This window comes from Pseudomonas sp. AU12215 (assembly GCF_001675465.2).
In the GTDB taxonomy this organism is placed as follows: Bacteria; Pseudomonadota; Gammaproteobacteria; order Pseudomonadales; family Pseudomonadaceae; genus Pseudomonas; species Pseudomonas nitroreducens.
The window spans coordinates 41,768-61,131 of record NZ_MACM02000008.1; the positions used below are offsets into that span (position 1 = coordinate 41,768).

General features: G+C 65.0%; 17 protein-coding genes and 1 other RNA gene. All 18 read right to left on the reverse strand.

The window, feature by feature from the left end:
- Positions 1–46: 46 nt before the first annotated feature.
- A complete protein-coding gene (gene lpxC / locus A9513_RS02625; RefSeq protein ID WP_024764067.1) occupies positions 47–958 on the reverse strand; it encodes a UDP-3-O-acyl-N-acetylglucosamine deacetylase in 912 nt (303 codons plus the stop codon).
- Positions 959–1,070: 112 nt separating this feature from the next.
- Positions 1,071–2,255 carry a cell division protein FtsZ gene (gene ftsZ / locus A9513_RS02630; RefSeq protein ID WP_024764066.1) on the reverse strand — a complete coding sequence of 395 codons (1,185 nt, stop codon included), beginning with the start codon at positions 2,253–2,255 and terminating at the stop codon, positions 1,071–1,073.
- A 53-nt stretch (positions 2,256–2,308) separates the two neighbouring features.
- Positions 2,309–3,556, reverse strand: a complete 1,248-nt coding sequence (gene ftsA, locus A9513_RS02635) for a cell division protein FtsA (protein ID WP_024764065.1) — start codon at positions 3,554–3,556, stop codon at positions 2,309–2,311.
- A 21-nt stretch (positions 3,557–3,577) separates the two neighbouring features.
- Positions 3,578–4,441: a cell division protein FtsQ/DivIB gene (locus A9513_RS02640; protein ID WP_037009767.1), complete on the reverse strand. Its 864-nt coding sequence runs from the start codon at positions 4,439–4,441 to the stop codon at positions 3,578–3,580.
- A 3-nt stretch (positions 4,442–4,444) separates the two neighbouring features.
- A complete protein-coding gene (locus A9513_RS02645) occupies positions 4,445–5,392 on the reverse strand; it encodes a D-alanine--D-alanine ligase (protein ID WP_065083906.1) in 948 nt (315 codons plus the stop codon).
- Positions 5,389–6,843: a UDP-N-acetylmuramate--L-alanine ligase gene (murC, locus tag A9513_RS02650; RefSeq protein ID WP_065083907.1), complete on the reverse strand. Its 1,455-nt coding sequence runs from the start codon at positions 6,841–6,843 to the stop codon at positions 5,389–5,391. The genes A9513_RS02645 and murC overlap by 4 nt, the downstream gene beginning before the upstream one ends.
- Positions 6,836–7,909, reverse strand: coding sequence for an undecaprenyldiphospho-muramoylpentapeptide beta-N-acetylglucosaminyltransferase (gene murG / locus A9513_RS02655; RefSeq protein WP_037009769.1), 1,074 nt, complete (start codon positions 7,907–7,909; stop codon positions 6,836–6,838). Before murG ends, murC begins: the two co-directional genes overlap by 8 nt.
- Entirely contained in the window at positions 7,899–9,098 is a 1,200-nt protein-coding gene (gene ftsW, locus A9513_RS02660) for a putative lipid II flippase FtsW (RefSeq protein ID WP_017518101.1), read from the reverse strand. The genes murG and ftsW overlap by 11 nt, the downstream gene beginning before the upstream one ends.
- Complete coding sequence (murD, locus tag A9513_RS02665; protein ID WP_038803243.1) at positions 9,098–10,444, reverse strand: UDP-N-acetylmuramoyl-L-alanine--D-glutamate ligase; 1,347 nt, start codon at positions 10,442–10,444, stop codon at positions 9,098–9,100. The genes ftsW and murD overlap by 1 nt, the downstream gene beginning before the upstream one ends.
- Positions 10,445–10,457: 13 nt before the next feature.
- Positions 10,458–11,540 (reverse strand): phospho-N-acetylmuramoyl-pentapeptide-transferase, encoded by a 1,083-nt coding sequence (gene mraY / locus A9513_RS02670; protein WP_024764061.1) that lies wholly within the window; start codon positions 11,538–11,540, stop codon positions 10,458–10,460.
- Positions 11,541–12,905 carry a UDP-N-acetylmuramoyl-tripeptide--D-alanyl-D-alanine ligase gene (gene murF, locus A9513_RS02675; protein WP_065083908.1) on the reverse strand — a complete coding sequence of 455 codons (1,365 nt, stop codon included), beginning with the start codon at positions 12,903–12,905 and terminating at the stop codon, positions 11,541–11,543.
- Positions 12,898–14,361: a UDP-N-acetylmuramoyl-L-alanyl-D-glutamate--2,6-diaminopimelate ligase gene (locus A9513_RS02680; RefSeq protein ID WP_065083909.1), complete on the reverse strand. Its 1,464-nt coding sequence runs from the start codon at positions 14,359–14,361 to the stop codon at positions 12,898–12,900. Before A9513_RS02680 ends, murF begins: the two co-directional genes overlap by 8 nt.
- Positions 14,361–16,109, reverse strand: coding sequence for a penicillin-binding protein 2 (locus tag A9513_RS02685; protein ID WP_065083910.1), 1,749 nt, complete (start codon positions 16,107–16,109; stop codon positions 14,361–14,363). Before A9513_RS02685 ends, A9513_RS02680 begins: the two co-directional genes overlap by 1 nt.
- A complete protein-coding gene (gene ftsL, locus A9513_RS02690; protein WP_024764058.1) occupies positions 16,106–16,399 on the reverse strand; it encodes a cell division protein FtsL in 294 nt (97 codons plus the stop codon). The genes A9513_RS02685 and ftsL overlap by 4 nt, the downstream gene beginning before the upstream one ends.
- Positions 16,396–17,337, reverse strand: coding sequence for a 16S rRNA (cytosine(1402)-N(4))-methyltransferase RsmH (rsmH, locus tag A9513_RS02695; protein ID WP_089285828.1), 942 nt, complete (start codon positions 17,335–17,337; stop codon positions 16,396–16,398). The genes ftsL and rsmH overlap by 4 nt, the downstream gene beginning before the upstream one ends.
- 8 nt (positions 17,338–17,345) lie before the next feature.
- Entirely contained in the window at positions 17,346–17,801 is a 456-nt protein-coding gene (mraZ, locus tag A9513_RS02700) for a division/cell wall cluster transcriptional repressor MraZ (RefSeq protein ID WP_024764056.1), read from the reverse strand.
- 307 nt (positions 17,802–18,108) lie between these two features.
- An RNA gene (rnpB, locus tag A9513_RS02705) (RNase P RNA component class A) lies at positions 18,109–18,465 on the reverse strand.
- Between the two features lie 40 nt (positions 18,466–18,505).
- Positions 18,506–19,354, reverse strand: coding sequence for a 16S rRNA (cytidine(1402)-2'-O)-methyltransferase (gene rsmI, locus A9513_RS02710; RefSeq protein ID WP_176707207.1), 849 nt, complete (start codon positions 19,352–19,354; stop codon positions 18,506–18,508).
- Between the last annotated feature and the right edge of the window lie 10 nt (positions 19,355–19,364).

Sequence of the window (19,364 nt, forward strand, 5' to 3'; positions counted from 1 at the left end):
CCCAAGGGTGGCCTTTAAAAGTTGTAGCTGAAAGGAGGAGGTTTCCTTATACGGCCGCAGCGGGTCGCATATAGGAGATCGGCGCGGTCTTGGCGTCCTCGAAGGTCACCACTTCCCAAGCATCCTTGTCTGCGATGAGGGTCCGCAGGAGACGGTTGTTCAGGGCGTGACCGGACTTGTAGCCGATGAACTCGCCGATGAGGCTGTTACCCAGCAGGTACAGGTCACCAATGGCGTCCAGGATCTTGTGCTTGACGAACTCGTCCTCGTAACGAAGACCGTCTTCGTTGAGCACTCGATACTCGTCGACCACGATGGCGTTCTCCACGCTGCCACCCAGAGCCAGGTTCTGCGAACGCAGCATCTCGATGTCGCGCATGAACCCGAAGGTACGGGCGCGGCTGACTTCCTTCACGAAGGAAGTGCTGGAGAAATCCACCACGGCTTTCTGGGTGCGACCACGGAAGACCGGGTGATCGAAATCGATCTCGAAGCTCACCTTGAAGCCGTCGAACGGAACGAAGGTGGCGCGCTTGTCGCCCTCTTCCACCGTCACTTCGCGCTTGATGCGGATGAACTTCTTGGCCGCGTCCTGCTCTTGCAGGCCAGCGGACTGGATCAGGAATACGAAGGGACCTGCGCTGCCGTCCATGATCGGTACTTCCGACGCGGACAGCTCGACATAGGCGTTGTCGATACCCAGGCCGGCCATGGCCGAAAGCAGATGCTCCACGGTATCCACTTTGACGTCACCCTTGATCAGGGTGGTCGACATGGTGGTTTCGCCGACGTTCGAGGCCCGGGCAGGAATTTCCACCACAGGGTCGAGGTCAGCCCGGCAGAACACGATGCCAGTATCGACGGGAGCCGGCTTCAGGGTCAGGTAAACCTTCTCCCCGGAGTGCAGGCCGACACCGGTCGCCCGGATGATGTTCTTCAAGGTGCGTTGTCTGATCATGGCTTTGGCCGCTTTCGCGCAAGTTGCGAACTGTTGTCAACAATGGGCGGCGATGATAGCAGAACCGCCCTTTGCTGAACACCAATCACATTGATACTCCTGATAAATCGACTCAATCGGCCTGGCGACGCAGAAAGGCCGGGATGTCCAGGTAGTCCAGATCGTCCTGCGGGTTCAGCTTGGCCGCGGTGGCAGCGCCGCCGTGGTTCTGATTGCGCATGACGGTCGGGCGGTCCAGGTCGCGGTAGTTCACCGACTGCTGCTCACGCTGAACCGGAGCCTGGGCGCTGACGGCCTGGGTCTGGACGGTGTTGTCGACGACCTTGACCGGTTTTTCCAGGCGAGCGCCCAGGCCGGTGGCAACGACGGTGACGTGCAGCTCGTCGCGCATGTCCGGGTCGATCACGGTGCCCACCTTCACGGTGGCGTGCTCGGAAGCGAACTGCTCGATGATGTTACCCACGTCGGAGTACTCGCCCAGGGACAGGTCCGGACCTGCGGTGATGTTCACCAGGATGCCGCGGGCGCCCTGCAGGTTGACGTCTTCCAGCAGCGGGTTGCGGATCGCGGCTTCGGTCGCCTCGCGAGCACGGTTCGGGCCGCTGGCGCAGCCGGTGCCCATCATGGCCATGCCCATTTCGCTCATGACGGTTTTCACGTCGGCGAAGTCGACGTTGATCATGCCCGGGCGCTTGATGATGTCGGAGATACCGCGAACGGCACCGGCCAGAACATCGTCAGCCTTGGCAAAGGCGGCCAACAGGCTCGCGTCCTTGCCCAGGATGGTCAGCAGCTTTTCGTTCGGGATGGTGATCAGCGAGTCGACGCTTTCAGCCAGCGAGCGGATGCCTTCATCGGCGATCTGCATGCGCTTGCGACCCTCGAACGGGAACGGACGGGTCACCACCGCAACGGTGAGGATGCCCATCTCCTTGGCCACTTCGGCGATGATCGGCGCAGCACCGGTACCGGTACCGCCACCCATGCCGGTGGTGATGAAGACCATGTCGGCGCCTTCCAGAACCTCGGCGATACGCTCGCGGTCCTCGATGGCGGCCTGGCGGCCTACTTCAGGGTTGGCGCCAGCGCCCAGGCCCTTGGTCACGCCTGGGCCGAGCTGCAGCACGGTGCGCGCGGCGATGTTCTTCAGCGCCTGCGCATCGGTGTTGGCGCAAATGAATTCGACGCCATCAACGTTGTTCTTGGCCATGTGGTTCACGGCGTTGCCGCCACCACCACCTACGCCGATCACCTTGATGACTGCTGTTTGCGGGACGTTATCTACCAGTTCAAACATTTCCCCTCTCCTTCCTTTCTAGTTGTGTCGCCTACGTTTACCGCGGTGGTAAATCAGAAATTGCCCTGGACCCAGCGTTTAAGCTTTTCCAGTACCGGTGTCTTGGGTTCGTCACTGCTGAAACTGCTGCCGGACATGGAGATGCCGTCGGACTGTTTCTGCAGTCCGTACAGGAGCAGCCCCACACCCGTGGAATAGATGGGATTGCGCACGACGTCGGCCAGTCCCTTGACGCTATGCGGTACGCCCAGGCGTACCGGCATGTGGAAGATCTCTTCGGCCAGTTCGACAGCGCCTTCCATCTTGGCGGTGCCGCCGGTCATGACGATTCCGGCTGGAATCAGGTCTTCGTAACCGCTGCGGCGCAGCTCGGCCTGGACCAGGGTGAACAGCTCGTCGTAACGAGGCTCGACCACTTCGGCAAGCGCCTGGCGCGACAGTTCCCGCGGCGGACGATCACCGACGCTGGGTACCTTGATGGTTTCGCCCGGACCGGCCAATTTGGCCAGCGCGCAGGCGTAGCGAATCTTGATTTCCTCAGCGTACTGAGTCGGGGTGCGCAGCGCCATGGCGATATCGTTGGTGACCTGATCGCCGGCGATCGGGATGACAGCCGTATGGCGGATGGCGCCTTCGGTGAAGATCGCGATGTCGGTGGTGCCGCCGCCGATGTCCACCAGGCAAACGCCCAGTTCCTTCTCGTCCTCGGTGAGCACGGAGTAGGCCGACGCCAGTTGCTCGAGGATGATGTCGTCGACTTCCAGGCCGCAGCGGCGCACGCACTTCTCGATGTTCTGCGCAGCGTTCACCGCGCAGGTCACCACGTGCACCTTGGCTTCCAGACGCACGCCGGACATGCCCAGCGGCTCACGCACGCCTTCCTGGTTATCGATCACGTAGTCCTGGGCCAGGGTGTGCAGCACACGCTGGTCGGCCGGGATGGCCACGGCCTGGGCCGCGTCCAGCACGCGCTCGATATCGGCGCCGCTGACTTCGCGGTCGCGGATCGCCACGATGCCGTGGGAGTTCAGGCTGCGGATATGGTTGCCGGCAATGCCGACGAAGGCCGAGTGGATACGGCAGCCCGCCATCTGCTGGGCTTCATCGATGGCGCGCTGGATCGATTGCACGGTGGACTCGATGTTCACCACCACGCCCTTCTTCAGGCCGCGCGACGGATGCGTCCCGATGCCGACGATTTCCAGCTTGCCATCGGCCGCCACCTCGCCCACCAGCGCCACCACCTTGGAGGTGCCGATGTCCAGGCCGACGACCATTTTGCCGCTCTGCACGCTTGCCATGTTTATAGAAGTCTCCTCAACTCACTGCGCGGCGGTGGTCTGAGCCACCGTCGCTTCCGGCACCGGATCACGCCATGCCACGGCCAGGCCGTTGGGGTAGCGCATGTCGATGCGGGCAATTTTCGTAATCTGTTCTTTCAGCGCCTTGTCGTAGATGGTCACGAGCCGGCGAATCTGTTCTACCGCGTGGTCGCGGCCCAGCATGATCTCCACGCCTTGCGCGGTGCCCAGGGTCCAGGCGCCGCGCGAACTCATGTCCAGGCTGGCGATGGTGAAGCCCAGCGGGCGGAGCATCTGGCTGAGAATCTGGTACTGCTGCATCACTTGCTGCTGAGCGCGCTGCGGGCCGGAAAGGCGCGGCAGGTGCTCGTAGTTGGCCACTTCCCGCGGTGCAAAAGCCTGACCCTGATTGTTCAGCAAGGCTTCGTCACCCCAACGGGCGATGGGCAATTGCTCGTCCAGGCGGATAACCACCTGATCAGGCCATACACGGCGCACCTCGGCATGAGCGATCCAGGGCATCTGTTCCAGCTCCTGGCGCATGCCGGCCAGGTCGATGGTGAAGAAGCTGGCCGACACGTAGGGGCTGATCCGCTGCTGCACTGCCGCCTGGCTGATGTAGCTGAGGTCGCCTTCCACGCTGACCTTGGCGATCGGACGGTCTGCATAAGGCAGCACGTACTGCGCGCCGTAGTAGGCACCAGCGCCGAGCACGCCCAGCACCAGCGGCCACAGCAGCACCTTCAGGAAGCCGAAGCTGGGCTTGGGCATGCGAGCGCTGAGCGGCTCCTTGGCCACCAGACGGCTGGCGCCGCGCGGCACCGGCTTGCGTGCGGGAGCACGGCCGATTCCGGGATTCTGGTGACGAAGCTGCGCGCCGTTCATGACTTACCCCCTTGCCTCGACGCTGTCGGCGAGGATCGCCAGCACCAGCTGCTGGAAATCCAGGCCGGCCGCGCGCGCGGCCATGGGCACCAGGCTGTGGTCGGTCATGCCCGGTGCGGTGTTCACTTCCAACAGCCAGAAGCGCCCTTGGGCGTCCTGCATCACGTCGGCCCGGCCCCAGCCCTGGATGCCGAGGGCATCGCAGGCGCGCGCGGTCAGGTCCTTGAGTTCCTGTTCCTTGTCGGCATCCAGGCCGCAGGGAATCTGGTACTGGGTATCGTTGGCCAGGTACTTGGCGTCGTAGTCGTAGAAGGTGTGCGGGGTACCCAGGCGAATGGGCGGCAGCACCTGGCCACGCAAGATCGCGACGGTAAACTCGGGGCCGCTGATCCATTGCTCGACGAGCACCTGCGGATCGTATTTCGCGGCACCGGCCCAGGCGGCAATCAGCTCTTGCTCGCTGTTCACCTTGGCCATGCCGATGCTCGAACCCTCGCTGGCCGGCTTGACGATCAGCGGGAAGCCCAGTTTCGCCGCAGCCGCGCGGCAATCTTCCTCGCTGGCGAGGACGGCGTGGTCAGGCGTCGGCAGACCGAGGCTCAGCCACACGCGCTTGGTACGCAGCTTGTCCATGGCCAGGGCGGACGCCAGCACACCGCTGCCGGTGTAGGGGATGCCGGCGATTTCCAGCAGGCCCTGCATGGTCCCGTCTTCACCGCCACGACCGTGGAGGATGATGAAGGCGCGGTCGATCTTCTCGCGGGTCAGACGCTCCAGCAGATCGTCGCCCACGTCGATGCCGAAGGCATCCACGCCCGCACCCTGCAGGGCCTGCAGCACCATGGCGCCGGACTTCAGCGACACCTCGCGCTCGGCGCTCTTGCCGCCGTACAGCACGGCGACGCGACCGAAGGCGCGGGGCTCGAGGGCGGATTTGAGGGCGTCACTCATTGCTTCTTCCCCTCGGCGCCCGCAGCAGCGGCGCCGAACATCGGATTCTTGATCAGTGCCGGAGCCAGCCCGCCGATGTCGCCGGCGCCTTGGCAAAGCAGGATGTCGCCCGGAAGCAGCAGCGGCTTGAGCAGCGAGGCGAGGTCGCCACCGCGCTCCAGGTAGATCGGATCGAGCTGGCCGCGCTGGCGGATGCTGTGGCACAGGTGACGGCTGTCGGCGCCGGGTATCGGCTCTTCGCCGGCCGGGTAGACCTCCATCAGCATCAGCACATTGGCCTCGCCGAGCACCTGCACGAAGTCGTCATACAGATCGCGGGTACGGCTGAAGCGGTGCGGCTGGTAGACCATCACCAGTCGACGCTCCGGCCAACCGCCGCGCACGGCCTTGATCACTGCCGCGACTTCGCGCGGGTGGTGGCCGTAGTCGTCGACCAGCATCACGCTGCCGCCTTCCACCTGCAGGTCGCCATAGACCTGGAAGCGCCGGCCCACGCCCTGGAAGCCGGACAGGCCCTGGACGATGGCTTCGTCGGAGATACCTTCGTCGGTAGCGATGACGATGGTCGCCAGGGAGTTCAGCACGTTGTGCAGGCCGGGCATGTTCACCGAGACGTCCAGCGGCTCGCGCTCGGGGCGCAGCACGGTGAAGTAGGTGCGCATGCCTTCCTGGCGGATATTGATGGCGCGGACGTCCGCGTCCTCGCTCAGGCCGTAGGTCACGGTCGGACGCGCCACCTGCGGCAGGATCTCACGCACCACCGGGTCGTCCACGCAGACTACGGCCAGGCCGTAGAACGGCAGGTTATGCAGGAAGTCGACGAAGGTGCGCTTGAGTTTGTTGAAGTCGCCGCCGTAGGTGCTCATGTGGTCGGCGTCGATATTGGTGACCACCGAGACCATCGGCTGCAGGTGCAGGAAGCTGGCGTCGCTCTCGTCGGCCTCGGCCACCAGGTAGCGGCTGGTGCCCAGCTGCGCGTTGGTGCCGGCAGCGTTCAGGCGGCCGCCGATGACGAAGGTCGGGTCCAGGCCGCCGGCGGCGAATACCGAGGCGATCAGGCTGGTGGTGGTGGTCTTGCCATGGGTACCGGCGACGGCGATGCCGTGGCGGTAGCGCATCAGCTCGGCGAGCATCTCGGCGCGCGGCACCACCGGCACGCGGCGATCCAGCGCGGCGGCAACTTCCGGGTTCGACTTGTTCACTGCGCTGGACACCACCAGCACATCAGCGCCGTCGGAGTTTTCCGCGCGGTGACCGATGAAGATTTCCGCGCCGAACTTTTCCAGGCGCTCGGTGACCGGAGAAGCCTTGAGGTCCGAGCCGGAGACTTCGTAGCCGAGGTTGAGCAGCACCTCCGCGATACCGCACATGCCCACGCCGCCGATGCCGACGAAGTGGATGCGACGGATGCGCCGCATGGTACGGGTGACGCCGGTGGGTTCTTTAACCACGGGCCACCTCCAGGCAGGCATCGACTACCGTGCGGGTAGCCTCGGGCTTGGCCAGGCTGCGGGCGCGAGCGGCCATGCGGGTCAGGGAATCGGGATGCATCAATACCTCGGACAGCTGCGCGGCCAGTTCGGCGGCGCTGGTAGATTTCTGTGGCAGCAGGTGGGCCGCGCCCTCCCGCACCAGGAATTCGGCGTTCTTGGTCTGGTGGTCATCGATCGCGTGGGGCAGCGGCACCAGGAAGGACGGCAGGCCGGCGGCAGTCAGCTCGCTCACGGTCAGCGCTCCGGCGCGGCAGATCACCAGATCGGCCCAGGCGTAGGCAGCGGCCATGTCGGCGATGAACGGAGCTACATCCGCTTCGACACCCGCGGCGCGATAACGCTCCGCCGTGATTTCGTCGTGCTGACGACCGGCCTGATGGCGAATGGCCGGGCGAATCTGTGCCTGCACCTGCGCCAGCGCTTCAGGCAACAGCTTGTTCAGCGGCTCGGCGCCCAGGCTGCCGCCCAGCACCAGCAGGTTGACCCGACGACCGGCCAGCGGTGCGCGGGCGCCCTCCTCCAGGAACAATTCGGCGCGCACCGGGTTGCCGGTGGTCAGGCGCTTGGCGCTGCTGTCGAAGGTATCCGGGAAGGCTTCGCAGACGCGCTTGGCCAGCGGCGCGAGGCTGCGGTTGGCGGTGCCGGCAACGGCATTCTGTTCATGGATCACCAGCGGCACGCCGGACAGCTTGGCGGCCAGTCCGCCCGGACCAGTGACGTAGCCACCCAGGCCGAGCACGCACACCGGCTTGAGCTGGCGAACCACGCCGATAGCCTGGAACAGCGACTTGAGCAGGTCGAACGGCGCGCGCAGCAGCGACTTCAGGCCCTTGCCACGCAAGCCGCTGACGTTGATCAGGTGCAGCGGCAGGCCGGCCTTGGGTACCAGGTCGTTCTCGATGCCGCGCGGAGTGCCCAGCCAGTGCACGCTGTAACCGCGCGCCTGGAATTCACGGGCGCAGGCCAGGGCCGGGAACACATGTCCGCCGGTGCCACCCGCCATGATCAGGACGTTACCTTTCATCGGCAAAGTCCTCTTCGCTGAATTCATATTCCTCGCTGCCCATCACGGTGCGGCGTTCCCACTCGATGCGCAGCAGCATTCCCAGCTGGGCGCAGCAGATCACCAGGGACGAACCGCCATAGCTGAGGAACGGCAGGGTCAGGCCCTTGGTCGGCAGCAGGCCGACGTTCACACCCACGTTGATCAGGAACTGGCCGATCCACAGGAAGGCCAGGCCGTAGGCGACGTAAGCGGAGAAGTACTGTTTCGACTGCTCGGCCCAGATGCCGATGTACAGCGCGCGCAGGCTGACGAAGACGAACAGGGCCACGGTGGCCATGGCGCCGACGATGCCCAGCTCTTCGGCGAGCACGGCGAACACGAAGTCGGTGTGCGCTTCGGGCAGGTAGAACTGCTTCTGGATGCTGTTGCCCAGGCCCATGCCGGTCCAGCCGCCACGGCCGAAGGCGATCAGCGCCTGGCTGAGCTGGTAGCCTGCGCCGAACTGGTCGGCCCAGGGGTCGGTGAAGTTGGTCAGGCGTGCCATCCGGTAGGGCTGGGTCTGGATCAGCAGCACCACGGCACCGACCGCCAGCGCGACCATCAGGCCGAAGCGGAACAGGCCCACGCCGCCGAGGAACAGCATTGCGGCGGCAGCGCCCATCATCACCACGGTGGCGCCGAAGTCCGGCTCGCGCAGCAGCAGGCCGGCCATGGGCAGCAGCACCACGAACGGCTTGAAGAAGCCCAGCCAGCTTTCGCGCACTTCTTCCTGGCGGCGAACCAGGTAGCCGGCCATGAAGATCACCACGAAGACCTTGGCGATCTCCGAGGGCTGGATGTTGAACAGGCCGAAGCCGATCCAGCGCATGGAGCCGTTCACCTCGCGGCCGATGCCGGGGGTGATCACCATGACCAGCAGCACGAAGGCCACGGCCAGCAGTTTCCAGCCCCAGCGCTGCCAGGTTTCCATCGGCACCATCATGGTCACGCCGCAGGCGACGAAGCCGATGGCCAGGTAGATCAGGTGGCGGACCGAGAAGTACAGCGGGTTGCCGGACTGCGCCGCGGCGACTTCGGAGGATGCCGAAGTGACCATCACCAACCCCAGGCCGAGTAGCGCCAGGCAACCTGCCAGCAACGGGAAATCGATATCGATGCCGTTGCGGCTGATCAGCGGGGACGGGTACGGGCGCAGGAAGGAGAACATCAGGCGAGGTCCTCCACGGCCTTGGCGAACAGCCGTCCGCGTTCTTCGTAGTTCTTGAACATGTCCAGGCTCGCGCAGGCCGGCGACAGCAGCACGGCGTCGCCCGGCAGGGCGAGGTCGGCAGCGTGCTCGACGGCTTCCTCGAGGGTATTCACACGAACCTTGGGTACGGCATTGCCGATGGCAACGCTCACCAGCTCGGCATCGCGGCCCAGCAGCACCACAGCACGGCAGTGCTGGGCAACGGGGCCACGCAGGTCATTGAAGTCGGCGCCCTTGCCGTCGCCTCCGGCGATCAGCACGAGCTTGCCGTCGATATCGGCGCCCAGGCCTTCGATGGCGGCCAGGGCGGCGCCGACATTGGTGGCCTTGGAGTCGTCGTAGTAGTTCACGCCGTTGCGCTCGCGCACCCACTGGCAGCGGTGGGCAAGGCCGGCGAATTCACGCAGGGTCTGCAGCATCGGTTCGAACGGCAGGCCAACGGCATGACCCAGGGCCAGCGCGGCCAGGGCATTGGACTGGTTGTGCGCGCCGCGAATCTTCAGCTCGCGGGCCGGCATCAGCTTGTCGAACTGGAAGGCCAGCCACTTTTCGCCGTCTTCCTCGATCAGGCCGAAGGCCTTGAAGTCCGGCTTGTTGGTGCCGAAAGTCCAGCACGGCACGTTGTCGGCGATCAGCGGGCGGCTCAGCGCGTCGGCGCGGTTCACCACGACCTGCTTCGCGCCACGGAAAATGCGGTGCTTGGCCAGGTGGTAGTCGGCCATGCCGTCGTAGCGGTCCATGTGGTCTTCGCTGACGTTCAGGCAGGTGGCGACTTCGGCGTTGAGGCGCTCGCAGGTTTCCAGCTGGAAGCTGGACAGCTCCACCACATACAACTCGACGTCATCGGCCAGCAGGTCCAGCGCCGGAGTGCCGAGGTTACCGCCCACGGCGACGCGCTTGCCGGCGGCCTTGGCCATGTCGCCCACCAGGGTGGTGACGGTGCTCTTGGCGTTGGAACCGGTGATGGCGACGATCGGCGCCTTCGCGTGACGCGCGAACAGGTCGACATCGCCGGACAGGCGTACGCCGCGAGCCGCAGCCTCCACCAGCGCAGGCACGCGCAGCGACAGGCCGGGGCTCACGTAGAGCTCCTGGGCGCGGCAGAGAAAATCGGCGTCGAGGTCGCCGCAGCGCACCTCGACCTGCGGGTACTGCTCGCGCAGGGTCGCCAGCTCCGGCGGATTCGCGCGCGTATCGGCCACGGCAAACGGCACACCCTGGCGCGCCAGGAAGCGCACCAGGGACATGCCGCTCTTGCCGAGGCCGACAACGATGCGGAATTGGTCGGAAGCGATCAGGCTCATGCTCGATCAGTCCTCAACGCAGTTTCAACGTGGCCAGGCCGATCAGCACGAGAATTACCGTGATGATCCAGAAACGCACGATCACGCGCGGTTCAGGCCAACCTTTGAGTTCGAAGTGGTGGTGGATCGGCGCCATGCGGAACACGCGCTTGCCGGTCAGCTTGAAGGAGGCGACCTGGATCACCACCGACAGGGTTTCCATGACGAACACGCCGCCCATGATGAACAGCACGATTTCCTGGCGGACGATCACCGCGATGGTGCCCAGCGCGGCGCCGAGGGCCAGCGCGCCGACGTCACCCATGAAGACCTGGGCCGGGTAGGTGTTGAACCAGAGGAAGCCCAGCCCGGCACCGACGATGGCGCCGCAGAAGATGATCAGCTCACCCGCGCCAGGCACGCTCGGGATGAACAGATATTCGGCGAATTTGATGTTGCCCGACAGGTAGCAGAAGATCCCCAGCGCGCCGCCGACCATCACGGTGGGCATGATGGCCAGGCCGTCGAGGCCGTCGGTGAGGTTCACCGCGTTGCTGGAGCCGACGATCACGAGGTAGGTCAGCACCACGAAACCGATCCCCAGCGGGATCTCGACGTTCTTCAGCATCGGCACGATCAGCGTGGTCTCCACCGGCGTCTCGGCGGTCATGAAGAGGAAGATCGCCGCGCACAGGCCGAATACCGACTGCCAGAAATACTTCCAGCGGCTCGGCAGGCCGCGGGAGTTCTTCTCGATCACCTTGCGGTAGTCATCCACCCAGCCGATGGCGCCGAATAGCAGGGTCACTACCAGCACGACCCACACGTAGCGGTTCGACCAGTCGGACCACAGCAGGGTGCTGATGGCGATGGCCGTGAGGATCAGCGCGCCGCCCATGGTCGGCGTGCCTTTCTTGGACAGGTGCGATTGCGGGCCGTCGTTGCGCACGGCCTGGCCGATCTGGCGGATCTGCAGGGTGCGGATCATCCACGGCCCCAGCCACAGCGACAGGACGAGCGCGGTCAACACGCTCAGGATGCCGCGCAGGGTCAGGTACTGGAAAACGCCGAAGCCCTTGTAGAACTGTTGCAGGTACTCGGCGAGCAGCAGCAGCATTTAGTGACTCTCCTCGGAGGAACCACAGAGCGCCGCGACGACCTTGTCCATCGCCGCGCTGCGGGAACCCTTGATCAGAATGGTGGTTGTCGAAGCTTCTTCGGCCAGGGCCTGGATCAGGCTGGCCTGATCGGCGAAGTGCCGGCCCGCGGAACCGAACGCCTGCACGGCGTGGCTCATCAGCGGTCCGACCGCATACAGGGCGGCGACTTTGCCAATGGCATAGGTTCCCACTTCGCGGTGGGAAGATTCCGCCCAGGCACCCAGCTCGCCCATGTCCCCGAGGACCAGGACGGTCCGGCCGGAAAAGCCGGCGAGTATATCAATCGCCGCGCAGATTGAAGCCGGGTTGGCGTTGTAGCTGTCGTCGATCACACGCATGCCGTTCGTCGCCAACTGGGCTACGGCGCGCCCCTTGACCGGCTGCAGGTTGTGCAGCCCGGAAACGATCCCGACCAGCGGCACGCCAAGAGCGTGAGCGGCTGCGGCGGCGGCCAGCGCATTGGTGACGTTGTGCTCACCCAGCAGATTCAGCTGAACGGCAGCTTCGCCGGCAGGGCCCTGCAGGGTGAATCCCGGGCAGCCACGGGCGTCCCGCTTGACGTCGCTGGCGTGGAAGTCGGCGCGAACATCGTGCAGGCCGAAACTGGAGACGCGACGGCCGTCAGCACGGGCCTGCCAGGTATCGAAGGCCTTGTCGTCACGATTGAGAATGGCGACCCCATCGGCCGCCAGGCCTTCGAGTATTTCGCCCTTGGCCAGGACGATCTTGTCCTGCCCGCCGAACTCGCCCACATGGGCGGTGCCGGCGTTGGTGATGATCGCCACCTGCGGACGGGTCAGCGCGACGGTATAGGCAATCTCGCCGACACGGTTGGCGCCCAGCTCGATGACTGCGCTCTGGTGCTCGGGGGCCAGCTGCAACAGGGTCAGCGGCGCGCCGAGATCATTGTTCAGGTTGCCGCGGGTCGCCAGGACGTCGCCCTGGGTCCGCAGGATGCTGGCGAGCATTTCCTTCACGGTGGTCTTGCCGCTGGAGCCGGTCACGGCAGCGACGCGGCCGGTGAAGGCAGCACGGTTCAGCGCGCCGAGCTGGCCCAGCGCGATGCGGGTGTCTTTCACGACCAACTGCGACAGCGGCGCACCGGCGACTTCACGCTCGACCAACGCAGCGACAGCGCCCTTGGCGGCGACGTCGGCCAGATAGTCGTGGCCGTCGAAGCGCGGACCGGTCAGGGCAATGAACAGTTGTCCCGGCTCGATGGCGCGGCTGTCGGTGCTCACGGCGGCGAAAGTGACATCGGCACCGACCACCCGGCCTTGCAGTGCGCCAGCGACTTCGTTGAGCGACAGGGGCTTAAGCACGCTTCACCTCCCAGGCAGCCAGCGCCTTGGCGGCTTGATCAAGATCGGAGAACGGATGGCGTACGCCGTCGATCTCCTGGTAATCCTCGTGTCCCTTGCCAGCCAGCAGCACGACATCGTCGACACCGGCGGAGGCAATCAGGCGGGCGATAGCCTCGCCACGGCCCGGGACGAACTCGACGGCATCGGGCTTGGCGAAACCGGCGCGGATATCCGCGATGATCGCCCCGCTCTGCTCGGTACGCGGATTGTCGTCGGTGACCAGCACGCGGTCGGCGTGCTGCTCGGCAATCTGCGCCATGATCGGACGCTTGCCGCGGTCACGATCACCGCCGCAGCCGAACAAGCACAGCAGTTGGCCGTGCACATGCGGGCGCAGGGCCAGCAGGACCTTTTCCAGCGCATCCGGGGTATGGGCGTAGTCGACAACCACCAGTGGCTTGTCGCCGCCACCCAGGCGCTGCATGCGGCCGATGGGGCCTTCCAGTTGCGGCAGCACTTTGAGGACGTCGCCCAGCGGGTAGTCCAGGCCTAGCAGCGCACCGACCACGGCCAGCAGGTTGCTCAGGTTGAACTTGCCCAGCAGCGAACTGCGCAGCAGGCCTTCGCCCTGCGGGGTGACGATGTGCGCCTGCACGCCGGCATCGCTGAACTTCGCTTCGCGGCAATAGATATAGGCAGACGAGTCGTTCAGGCTGTAACCCATCAGTCGCGACTCGTGGGATTCGGCAGCCAGCTGGCGACCGAAGTCATCGTCCAGGTTGATCACCCGGCAACGCAGCCCCTGCCAGGCGAACAGCTTGGCCTTGGCGGCGCCGTAGGCTTCCATCGAGCCGTGGTAGTCCAGGTGGTCGCGGGACAGGTTGGTGAATACCGCCACATCGAAACCCAGGGCGGCGACGCGGCCCTGCTCCAGGCCATGGGACGACACCTCCATCGCCACGGCCTTGGCGCCGGCCTGCTTGAGGCGTGCCAGGGTCGCCTGCACGGCGAGCGGATCGGGCGTGGTGTGGCGGCCGCTTTCCAGCGCGCCATAGAAACCGGTGCCGAGGGTTCCGACAATGCCGCAGCGTTCGCCCAGCAGGTCGAGCGCCTGGGCCACCAGTTGGCTGACGCTGGTCTTGCCATTGGTGCCGGTCACGCCGACCAGCTCGACGGCACGGCTAGGCTCGCCATAGAAGCGCCCGGCAATGGCGGAAAGCTGTTTGGCCAGGCCCTTGATGGCGATCATCGGCACATCGCTGGGTGGCAGGTCGACAGCACCTTCCGCTTCGTAGGCAATCGCGGCAGCGCCCAGGGAGAGCGCAGCGGCAATGTGCACGCGGCCATCCTGACGGCCACCCGGCACGGCCAGGAACAGGTCGCCCGGCTTGACGGTGCGGCTGTCCAGGGTCAGCTCACGGATCAGCTCGCCGCTTTCAGCTTGCGGCAGCAGTTGATTCAGGCTCATCGGCATCAGCCACGCCCTCCTTTGGCAGCGGGCGCAGCATCGGCTTGTTGCTGCGGGGTTGTCGGCAGGTTGTCTGGCGGCACGTTCATCAGGCGCAACGTCCCGGACATCACCTTGCTGAACACCGGCGCGGAAACCAGGCCACCGAAGTAACCGGCCTTGCTGGGTTCATCGATCACCACCACGGCGACATAGCGTGGGTTGTTCATCGGCGCGAACCCGGCGAACAGGGAACGGTAGGAGTTCTCGGCGTAGCCCTTGGTCCCGGTCGCGGTCTTGCGCGCGGTGCCGGACTTGCCGGCCACGTGATAACCCGGCACCTGGGCGCGGTACACGCCGTTCGGCGCCTCGATGACCTGCTGCAGCATGCCCTGCATGGTTTTGGCGACCGGCTCGGGGATGACCTGGACGGCGTCGGCCGGGCGATCGGCACGCACCATGGTCAGCGGCACGCTGCGACCATTGTTGGCCAGCGCCGCATAGGCATGGGCCAACTGGATGGCGGTTACCGACAGGCCATAGCCGTAGGACAGGGTCGCGGTCTCGGCCTTGCGCCACTCACGGTAGTTCGGCAGGTTGCCGACGCGCTCGCCCGGGAAGCCCAGGCCGGTGTCCTGCCCCAGGCCGACCTTCTGCATCACGCTGTAGATGGCTTCGCCGCCGATGTCGAAGGCGACCTTGCTCATGCCCACGTTACTGGAGCGGATCAGGATGCCGGTCAGGTCCAGCACCGGGCCCTCGGTACGGGAAACGTCGCGAATGGTGTAGCGGCCGATCTGCAGGGTGCCGGGGTAGACCTCGACCTTGTCGGTGGGCTTCCAGCGGCCGGTTTCCAGCGCCGCGCTCATGGAGAACGGCTTCATGGTCGAGCCGGGCTCGAACACGTCGATCATCGCGCGGTTGCGCATCATCGCCGGCTGCAGGTTGCGGCGGTTGTTCGGGTTGTAGGTCGGCTGGTTGGCCATGGCCAGCACTTCGCCAGTCTTCACGTCGAGGATCACCAGGCTGCCGGCCTTGGCCCCGTTCTCCACCAGCGCGTTACGCAGTTCGCGGTTGGCCAGGTACTGCAGACGCAGGTCGATGGACAGCGCCAGGGTCTTGCCGGCCTTGGCATTGCGGGTGACCTGCACGTCGCGGATCAGGTGGCCACGGCGATCCTTGAGCACTTGGCGCTTGCCCGGCACGCCGGCCAGCCAGCTGTCGAAGGCGAGCTCGACACCTTCACGGCCGCGGTCGTCGACATCGGTGAAGCCCACGACCTGTGCAGCAACCTCGCCCGACGGATAGAAGCGGCGGAATTCCTCGACCGAATAGACGCCGGGGATGCGGTGGGCCTTCACCTGAGCCATCACCGCCTCGCCCTGCTCCGGGGTCAGGCCCCGGACCAGATAGATGAATTCCTTGTCAGCGTTCGCCTCCAGTCGCTCGGACAGCGCGGCCCTGGGCTGGCCAAGCGCGTCGGCGAGGAAATCCCACTTCTCGCGCTCGAGCACCAGTTCCTTGGGGTTGGCCCAGAGGGTGGCGACCGGCGTACTGACGGCCAGCGGCTCACCATTGCGATCGGTGATCAGGCCGCGGTGCGCGGGGATGGTGATGTGACGCACGCTGCGCGCATCGCCCTGCCCCTTGAGGAAATCATGGTCGATCACGTGCAGGTCGACGATCCGCCAGGCAATCGCCGCCACCATCGCCAGCAGCAGGGCGATGACGACGCGGAAGCGCCAGGGGTAGCGAGCGCCGGCCAGGTCTCTCATGGTGCCACCATGATGATTTCGGTCGGATCGGGCACGCGCATCTTCAACTGGTCGGTCGCCAGGCCTTCGATACGGCTATGGGCCGTCCAGGTGCTCTGCTCGAGGATCAGCCGACCGTACTCGGCCTGCGCCTTGTCGCGCACGTTGAGCTCGGTATACAGCGAGTTGAGCAACTGGCGATTCCAGTAAGCGCTGTAGGAAACGGAGATGGCCGACAACAGCACGCCGATGAACAGCAGCAGCATGAAGAAGCTGCCGGTGGGCAGGCGCTTGGAGAAGAGACGGCTCATCTGAGCTTCTCCGCAATGCGCATGACCGCGCTGCGCGAGCGCGGGTTGGCCTTGAGCTCCGCCTCGGAGGCGTAGACAGGCTTGCCGATCAGCTTGAGGCGCGGATCGAACGGCTTGACCTGGATCGGCAGGTTGCGTGGCAGGTTGTCCGCTTCGCCTTTCACCTGCTTGCGCATGAACTGCTTGACGATGCGATCTTCCAGCGAGTGGAAGCTGATCACCACGAGACGACCGCCCACAGCCAGGCCTTCCAGCGCGGCCTCGAGACCACGTTCCAGATCGCCCAGCTCGTTGTTGATGAAGATGCGCAGCCCCTGGAAGGCACGGGTAGCCGGGTTCTTGCCCTTTTCCCAGGCCGGGTTGGCCTCGGTGATGACGGCCGCCAAGTCGGCGGTACGCTCGAACGGCGCTTCCGCACGGCGCTGCACGATGGCGCGAGCCATGCGCTTGGCGAAGCGCTCTTCACCGTAATCCTTGAACACGCGGGCGATCTCATCTTCCGCGGCCGTGGCGATCCACTGCGCAGCGCTGACGCCCTGATCCGGGTTCATGCGCATGTCCAGCGGGCCATCATTGAGGAAGCTGAAGCCACGCTCCGGGTCATCCAGCTGCGGCGAGGACACGCCCAGGTCCAGCAGAACGCCGTTCACGCTGCCCTGCAGGCCGCGTGCGGAGAACTCTTCGCCCATCTCGGCGAAGGACCTTTGCACAATGACGAAGCGGCCGTCTTCGGCCGCCAGTGTTTTTCCCGTCGCGATGGCTTGCGGGTCCTTGTCGAACCCGAGCAGTTGACCGCCCGGGCCGAGCTTCCCGAGCAAGGCCCGGCTGTGCCCTCCCCTTCCGAAGGTTCCGTCCACATAGCGGCCGTCCTCCAGGGGGGCCAGCGCTTCGACGGCCTCCTCGAGTAGAACGGTGATGTGTTGGAAGGTACTGGTCACAGGCAGGCTCACAGAATAAGGTCGCGCAATTCATCCGGCAGGCCGCCGGGCTCTTTGATGGCTGCGAGGTCGGCCTCGGCAACCGCATTCCACTTGTCTTCGTCCCACAGCTGGAACTTGTTCAGCTGGCCGACCAGCATCGCCTTCTTGTCCAGGCCGGCGTACTCGCGCAGGCGCGGCGGAACGAGAAAACGCCCGGCGCTATCGAGCTCCAGGTCAACGGCATTACCAATCAGCAAACGCTGCAGACGCCGCGTTTCTTCACGCAGCGAGGGCAGCTCGCGCAGTTTGGCTTCGATGAGTTCCCATTCAGGGAGGGGGTAGACGGTGAGGCAGGTGTCGACGGCATCGATAGTGACGATGAGCTGGCCATTGCAACGCGAAACGAGCTCGTCACGATACCGACTCGGCATCGCGAGGCGCCCTTTGGCGTCGAGACTGATGGCGTTAGCTCCGCGAAACACGTCAGCGCTTCCCCTGTGGTTGGCTATCCATGCCTGTTGATCCCACTTTTACCCACTTCATACCACTTCTGCACACTATAGAAATCCGCGCTCCCCACCGTCAAGGTAAGCCGGAGGGGAAAAATCCTTACAGGACCGAGATTTAGCGTGCTTTTGCGAGGTTCGGGGAGGGAATTTGACGCGCTAGAAAAGAGAAAAGCCCAGTGTTTTCAAAACACTGGGCTTTCATACTTAAAGTGATTTCTTAAGTTCTACACTTCTTCCGGTCAGCGACAAATGGTCATGTGGGAAGAAGTGGCGGAAAAGTGGTGAGAGTCGATCTGTAAGCCGGGTTCTGTCGAGGACAGCCATTCCTCTGGGACATACATCACTGCATGCCTCAAGCGATCTACCCGAACCCAACGCGGGCCGCGCCAATGGGTTCCTATTTGATCTTGCTCCGAGTGGGGTTTACCTAGCCACGAACTGTTGCCAGCCGTGCGGTGCGCTCTTACCGCACCTTTTCACCCTTACCGGCGCTTGCGCGCTTAGGCGGTTATTTTCTGTGGCACTTTCCGTAGGCTCACGCCTCCCAGGCGTTACCTGGCACTCTGCCCTGTGGAGCCCGGACTTTCCTCCACCCCGTGATGGAACACCACGGAACAGCGACTGTCCAATCGACTCTCAGGCTGCAAGGTTAGCGGCTGTCAACGCCCAGGACAAGCTCAAGCCTTGCCCTGGCGCTCCAACGCGATCTGATAAAGCTGGTTCTTGCGCGCCCCGGTGATCTCCGCGGCAAGCGCCGCCGCGCGCTTGATCGGCATCTCCGCCAGCAGCAGGTCGAGCACCCGCAGGGTGTGCGCATCGACCGCTTCATCGCCCTCGGGCGCAGGCTTGCCGGCCACCAGCAGCACGCACTCTCCCCGCTGCTGATTGCTGTCGGACGCCACGAATTCACGCAGTTCCCCCAGCGGCAACCCCTTGAGGGTCTCGAAGGCCTTGGTCAGTTCACGGGCCAGCAGCGCCGGCCGTTCGTCGCCGAAGATCGCCACCATATCCTCGATGCACTCCAGCACGCGGTGCGGCGCCTCGTAGAAGATCAGGGTACGCGGCTCATCCACCAGCGCCTCCAGGCGCCCACGACGTCCGGTGGCCTTGGCCGGCAGGAAGCCTTCGAAGACGAAGCGATCCGACGGCAGGCCCGCCGCGGAAAGTGCGGCAATCAGCGCGCAGGCTCCCGGCACCGGCACCACCGGGATGCCCGCGGCGCGCGCCTGGCGCACCAGGTGATAGCCCGGATCAGAGATCAGCGGCGTGCCCGCATCAGAGATCAGCGCGACATCCTCGCCAGCCTGAAGCTTGGTAAGGAAGCGGCCGCCCTGCTCTCGCTCGTTGTGTTCGTGACAAGCCGCCAATGGCGTCTGGATGCCGAAGTGCTGCAGCAGACGCACGGAGTGACGGGTGTCTTCGGCCGCGATCAAGGCCACGTCGGCCAGCACCTTCAGCGCCCGGGCGCTGATGTCGTCCAGGTTGCCAATAGGAGTGGCCACCACATAGAGAGTGCCTAGGGTCACGCGGGAGAAC

Coding starts and splice junctions, on each gene's coding strand:
- ftsW (WP_017518101.1), bottom strand. CDS start 9,098: ATGTTCTCCTTCCTGCGCCCGTACCCGTCCCCGCTGATCAGCCGCAAC.
- ftsZ (WP_024764066.1), bottom strand. CDS start 2,255: ATGTTTGAACTGGTAGATAACGTCCCGCAAACAGCAGTCATCAAGGTG.
- murD (WP_038803243.1), bottom strand. CDS start 10,444: ATGAGCCTGATCGCTTCCGACCAATTCCGCATCGTTGTCGGCCTCGGC.
- murG (WP_037009769.1), bottom strand. CDS start 7,909: ATGAAAGGTAACGTCCTGATCATGGCGGGTGGCACCGGCGGACATGTG.
- ftsL (WP_024764058.1), bottom strand. CDS start 16,399: ATGAGCCGTCTCTTCTCCAAGCGCCTGCCCACCGGCAGCTTCTTCATG.
- A9513_RS02680 (WP_065083909.1), bottom strand. CDS start 14,361: ATGCCGATGAGCCTGAATCAACTGCTGCCGCAAGCTGAAAGCGGCGAG.
- A9513_RS02685 (WP_065083910.1), bottom strand. CDS start 16,109: ATGAGAGACCTGGCCGGCGCTCGCTACCCCTGGCGCTTCCGCGTCGTC.
- A9513_RS02645 (WP_065083906.1), bottom strand. CDS start 5,392: ATGAGTGACGCCCTCAAATCCGCCCTCGAGCCCCGCGCCTTCGGTCGC.
- lpxC (WP_024764067.1), bottom strand. CDS start 958: ATGATCAGACAACGCACCTTGAAGAACATCATCCGGGCGACCGGTGTC.
- mraY (WP_024764061.1), bottom strand. CDS start 11,540: ATGCTGCTGCTGCTCGCCGAGTACCTGCAACAGTTCTACAAGGGCTTC.
- ftsA (WP_024764065.1), bottom strand. CDS start 3,556: ATGGCAAGCGTGCAGAGCGGCAAAATGGTCGTCGGCCTGGACATCGGC.
- A9513_RS02640 (WP_037009767.1), bottom strand. CDS start 4,441: ATGAACGGCGCGCAGCTTCGTCACCAGAATCCCGGAATCGGCCGTGCT.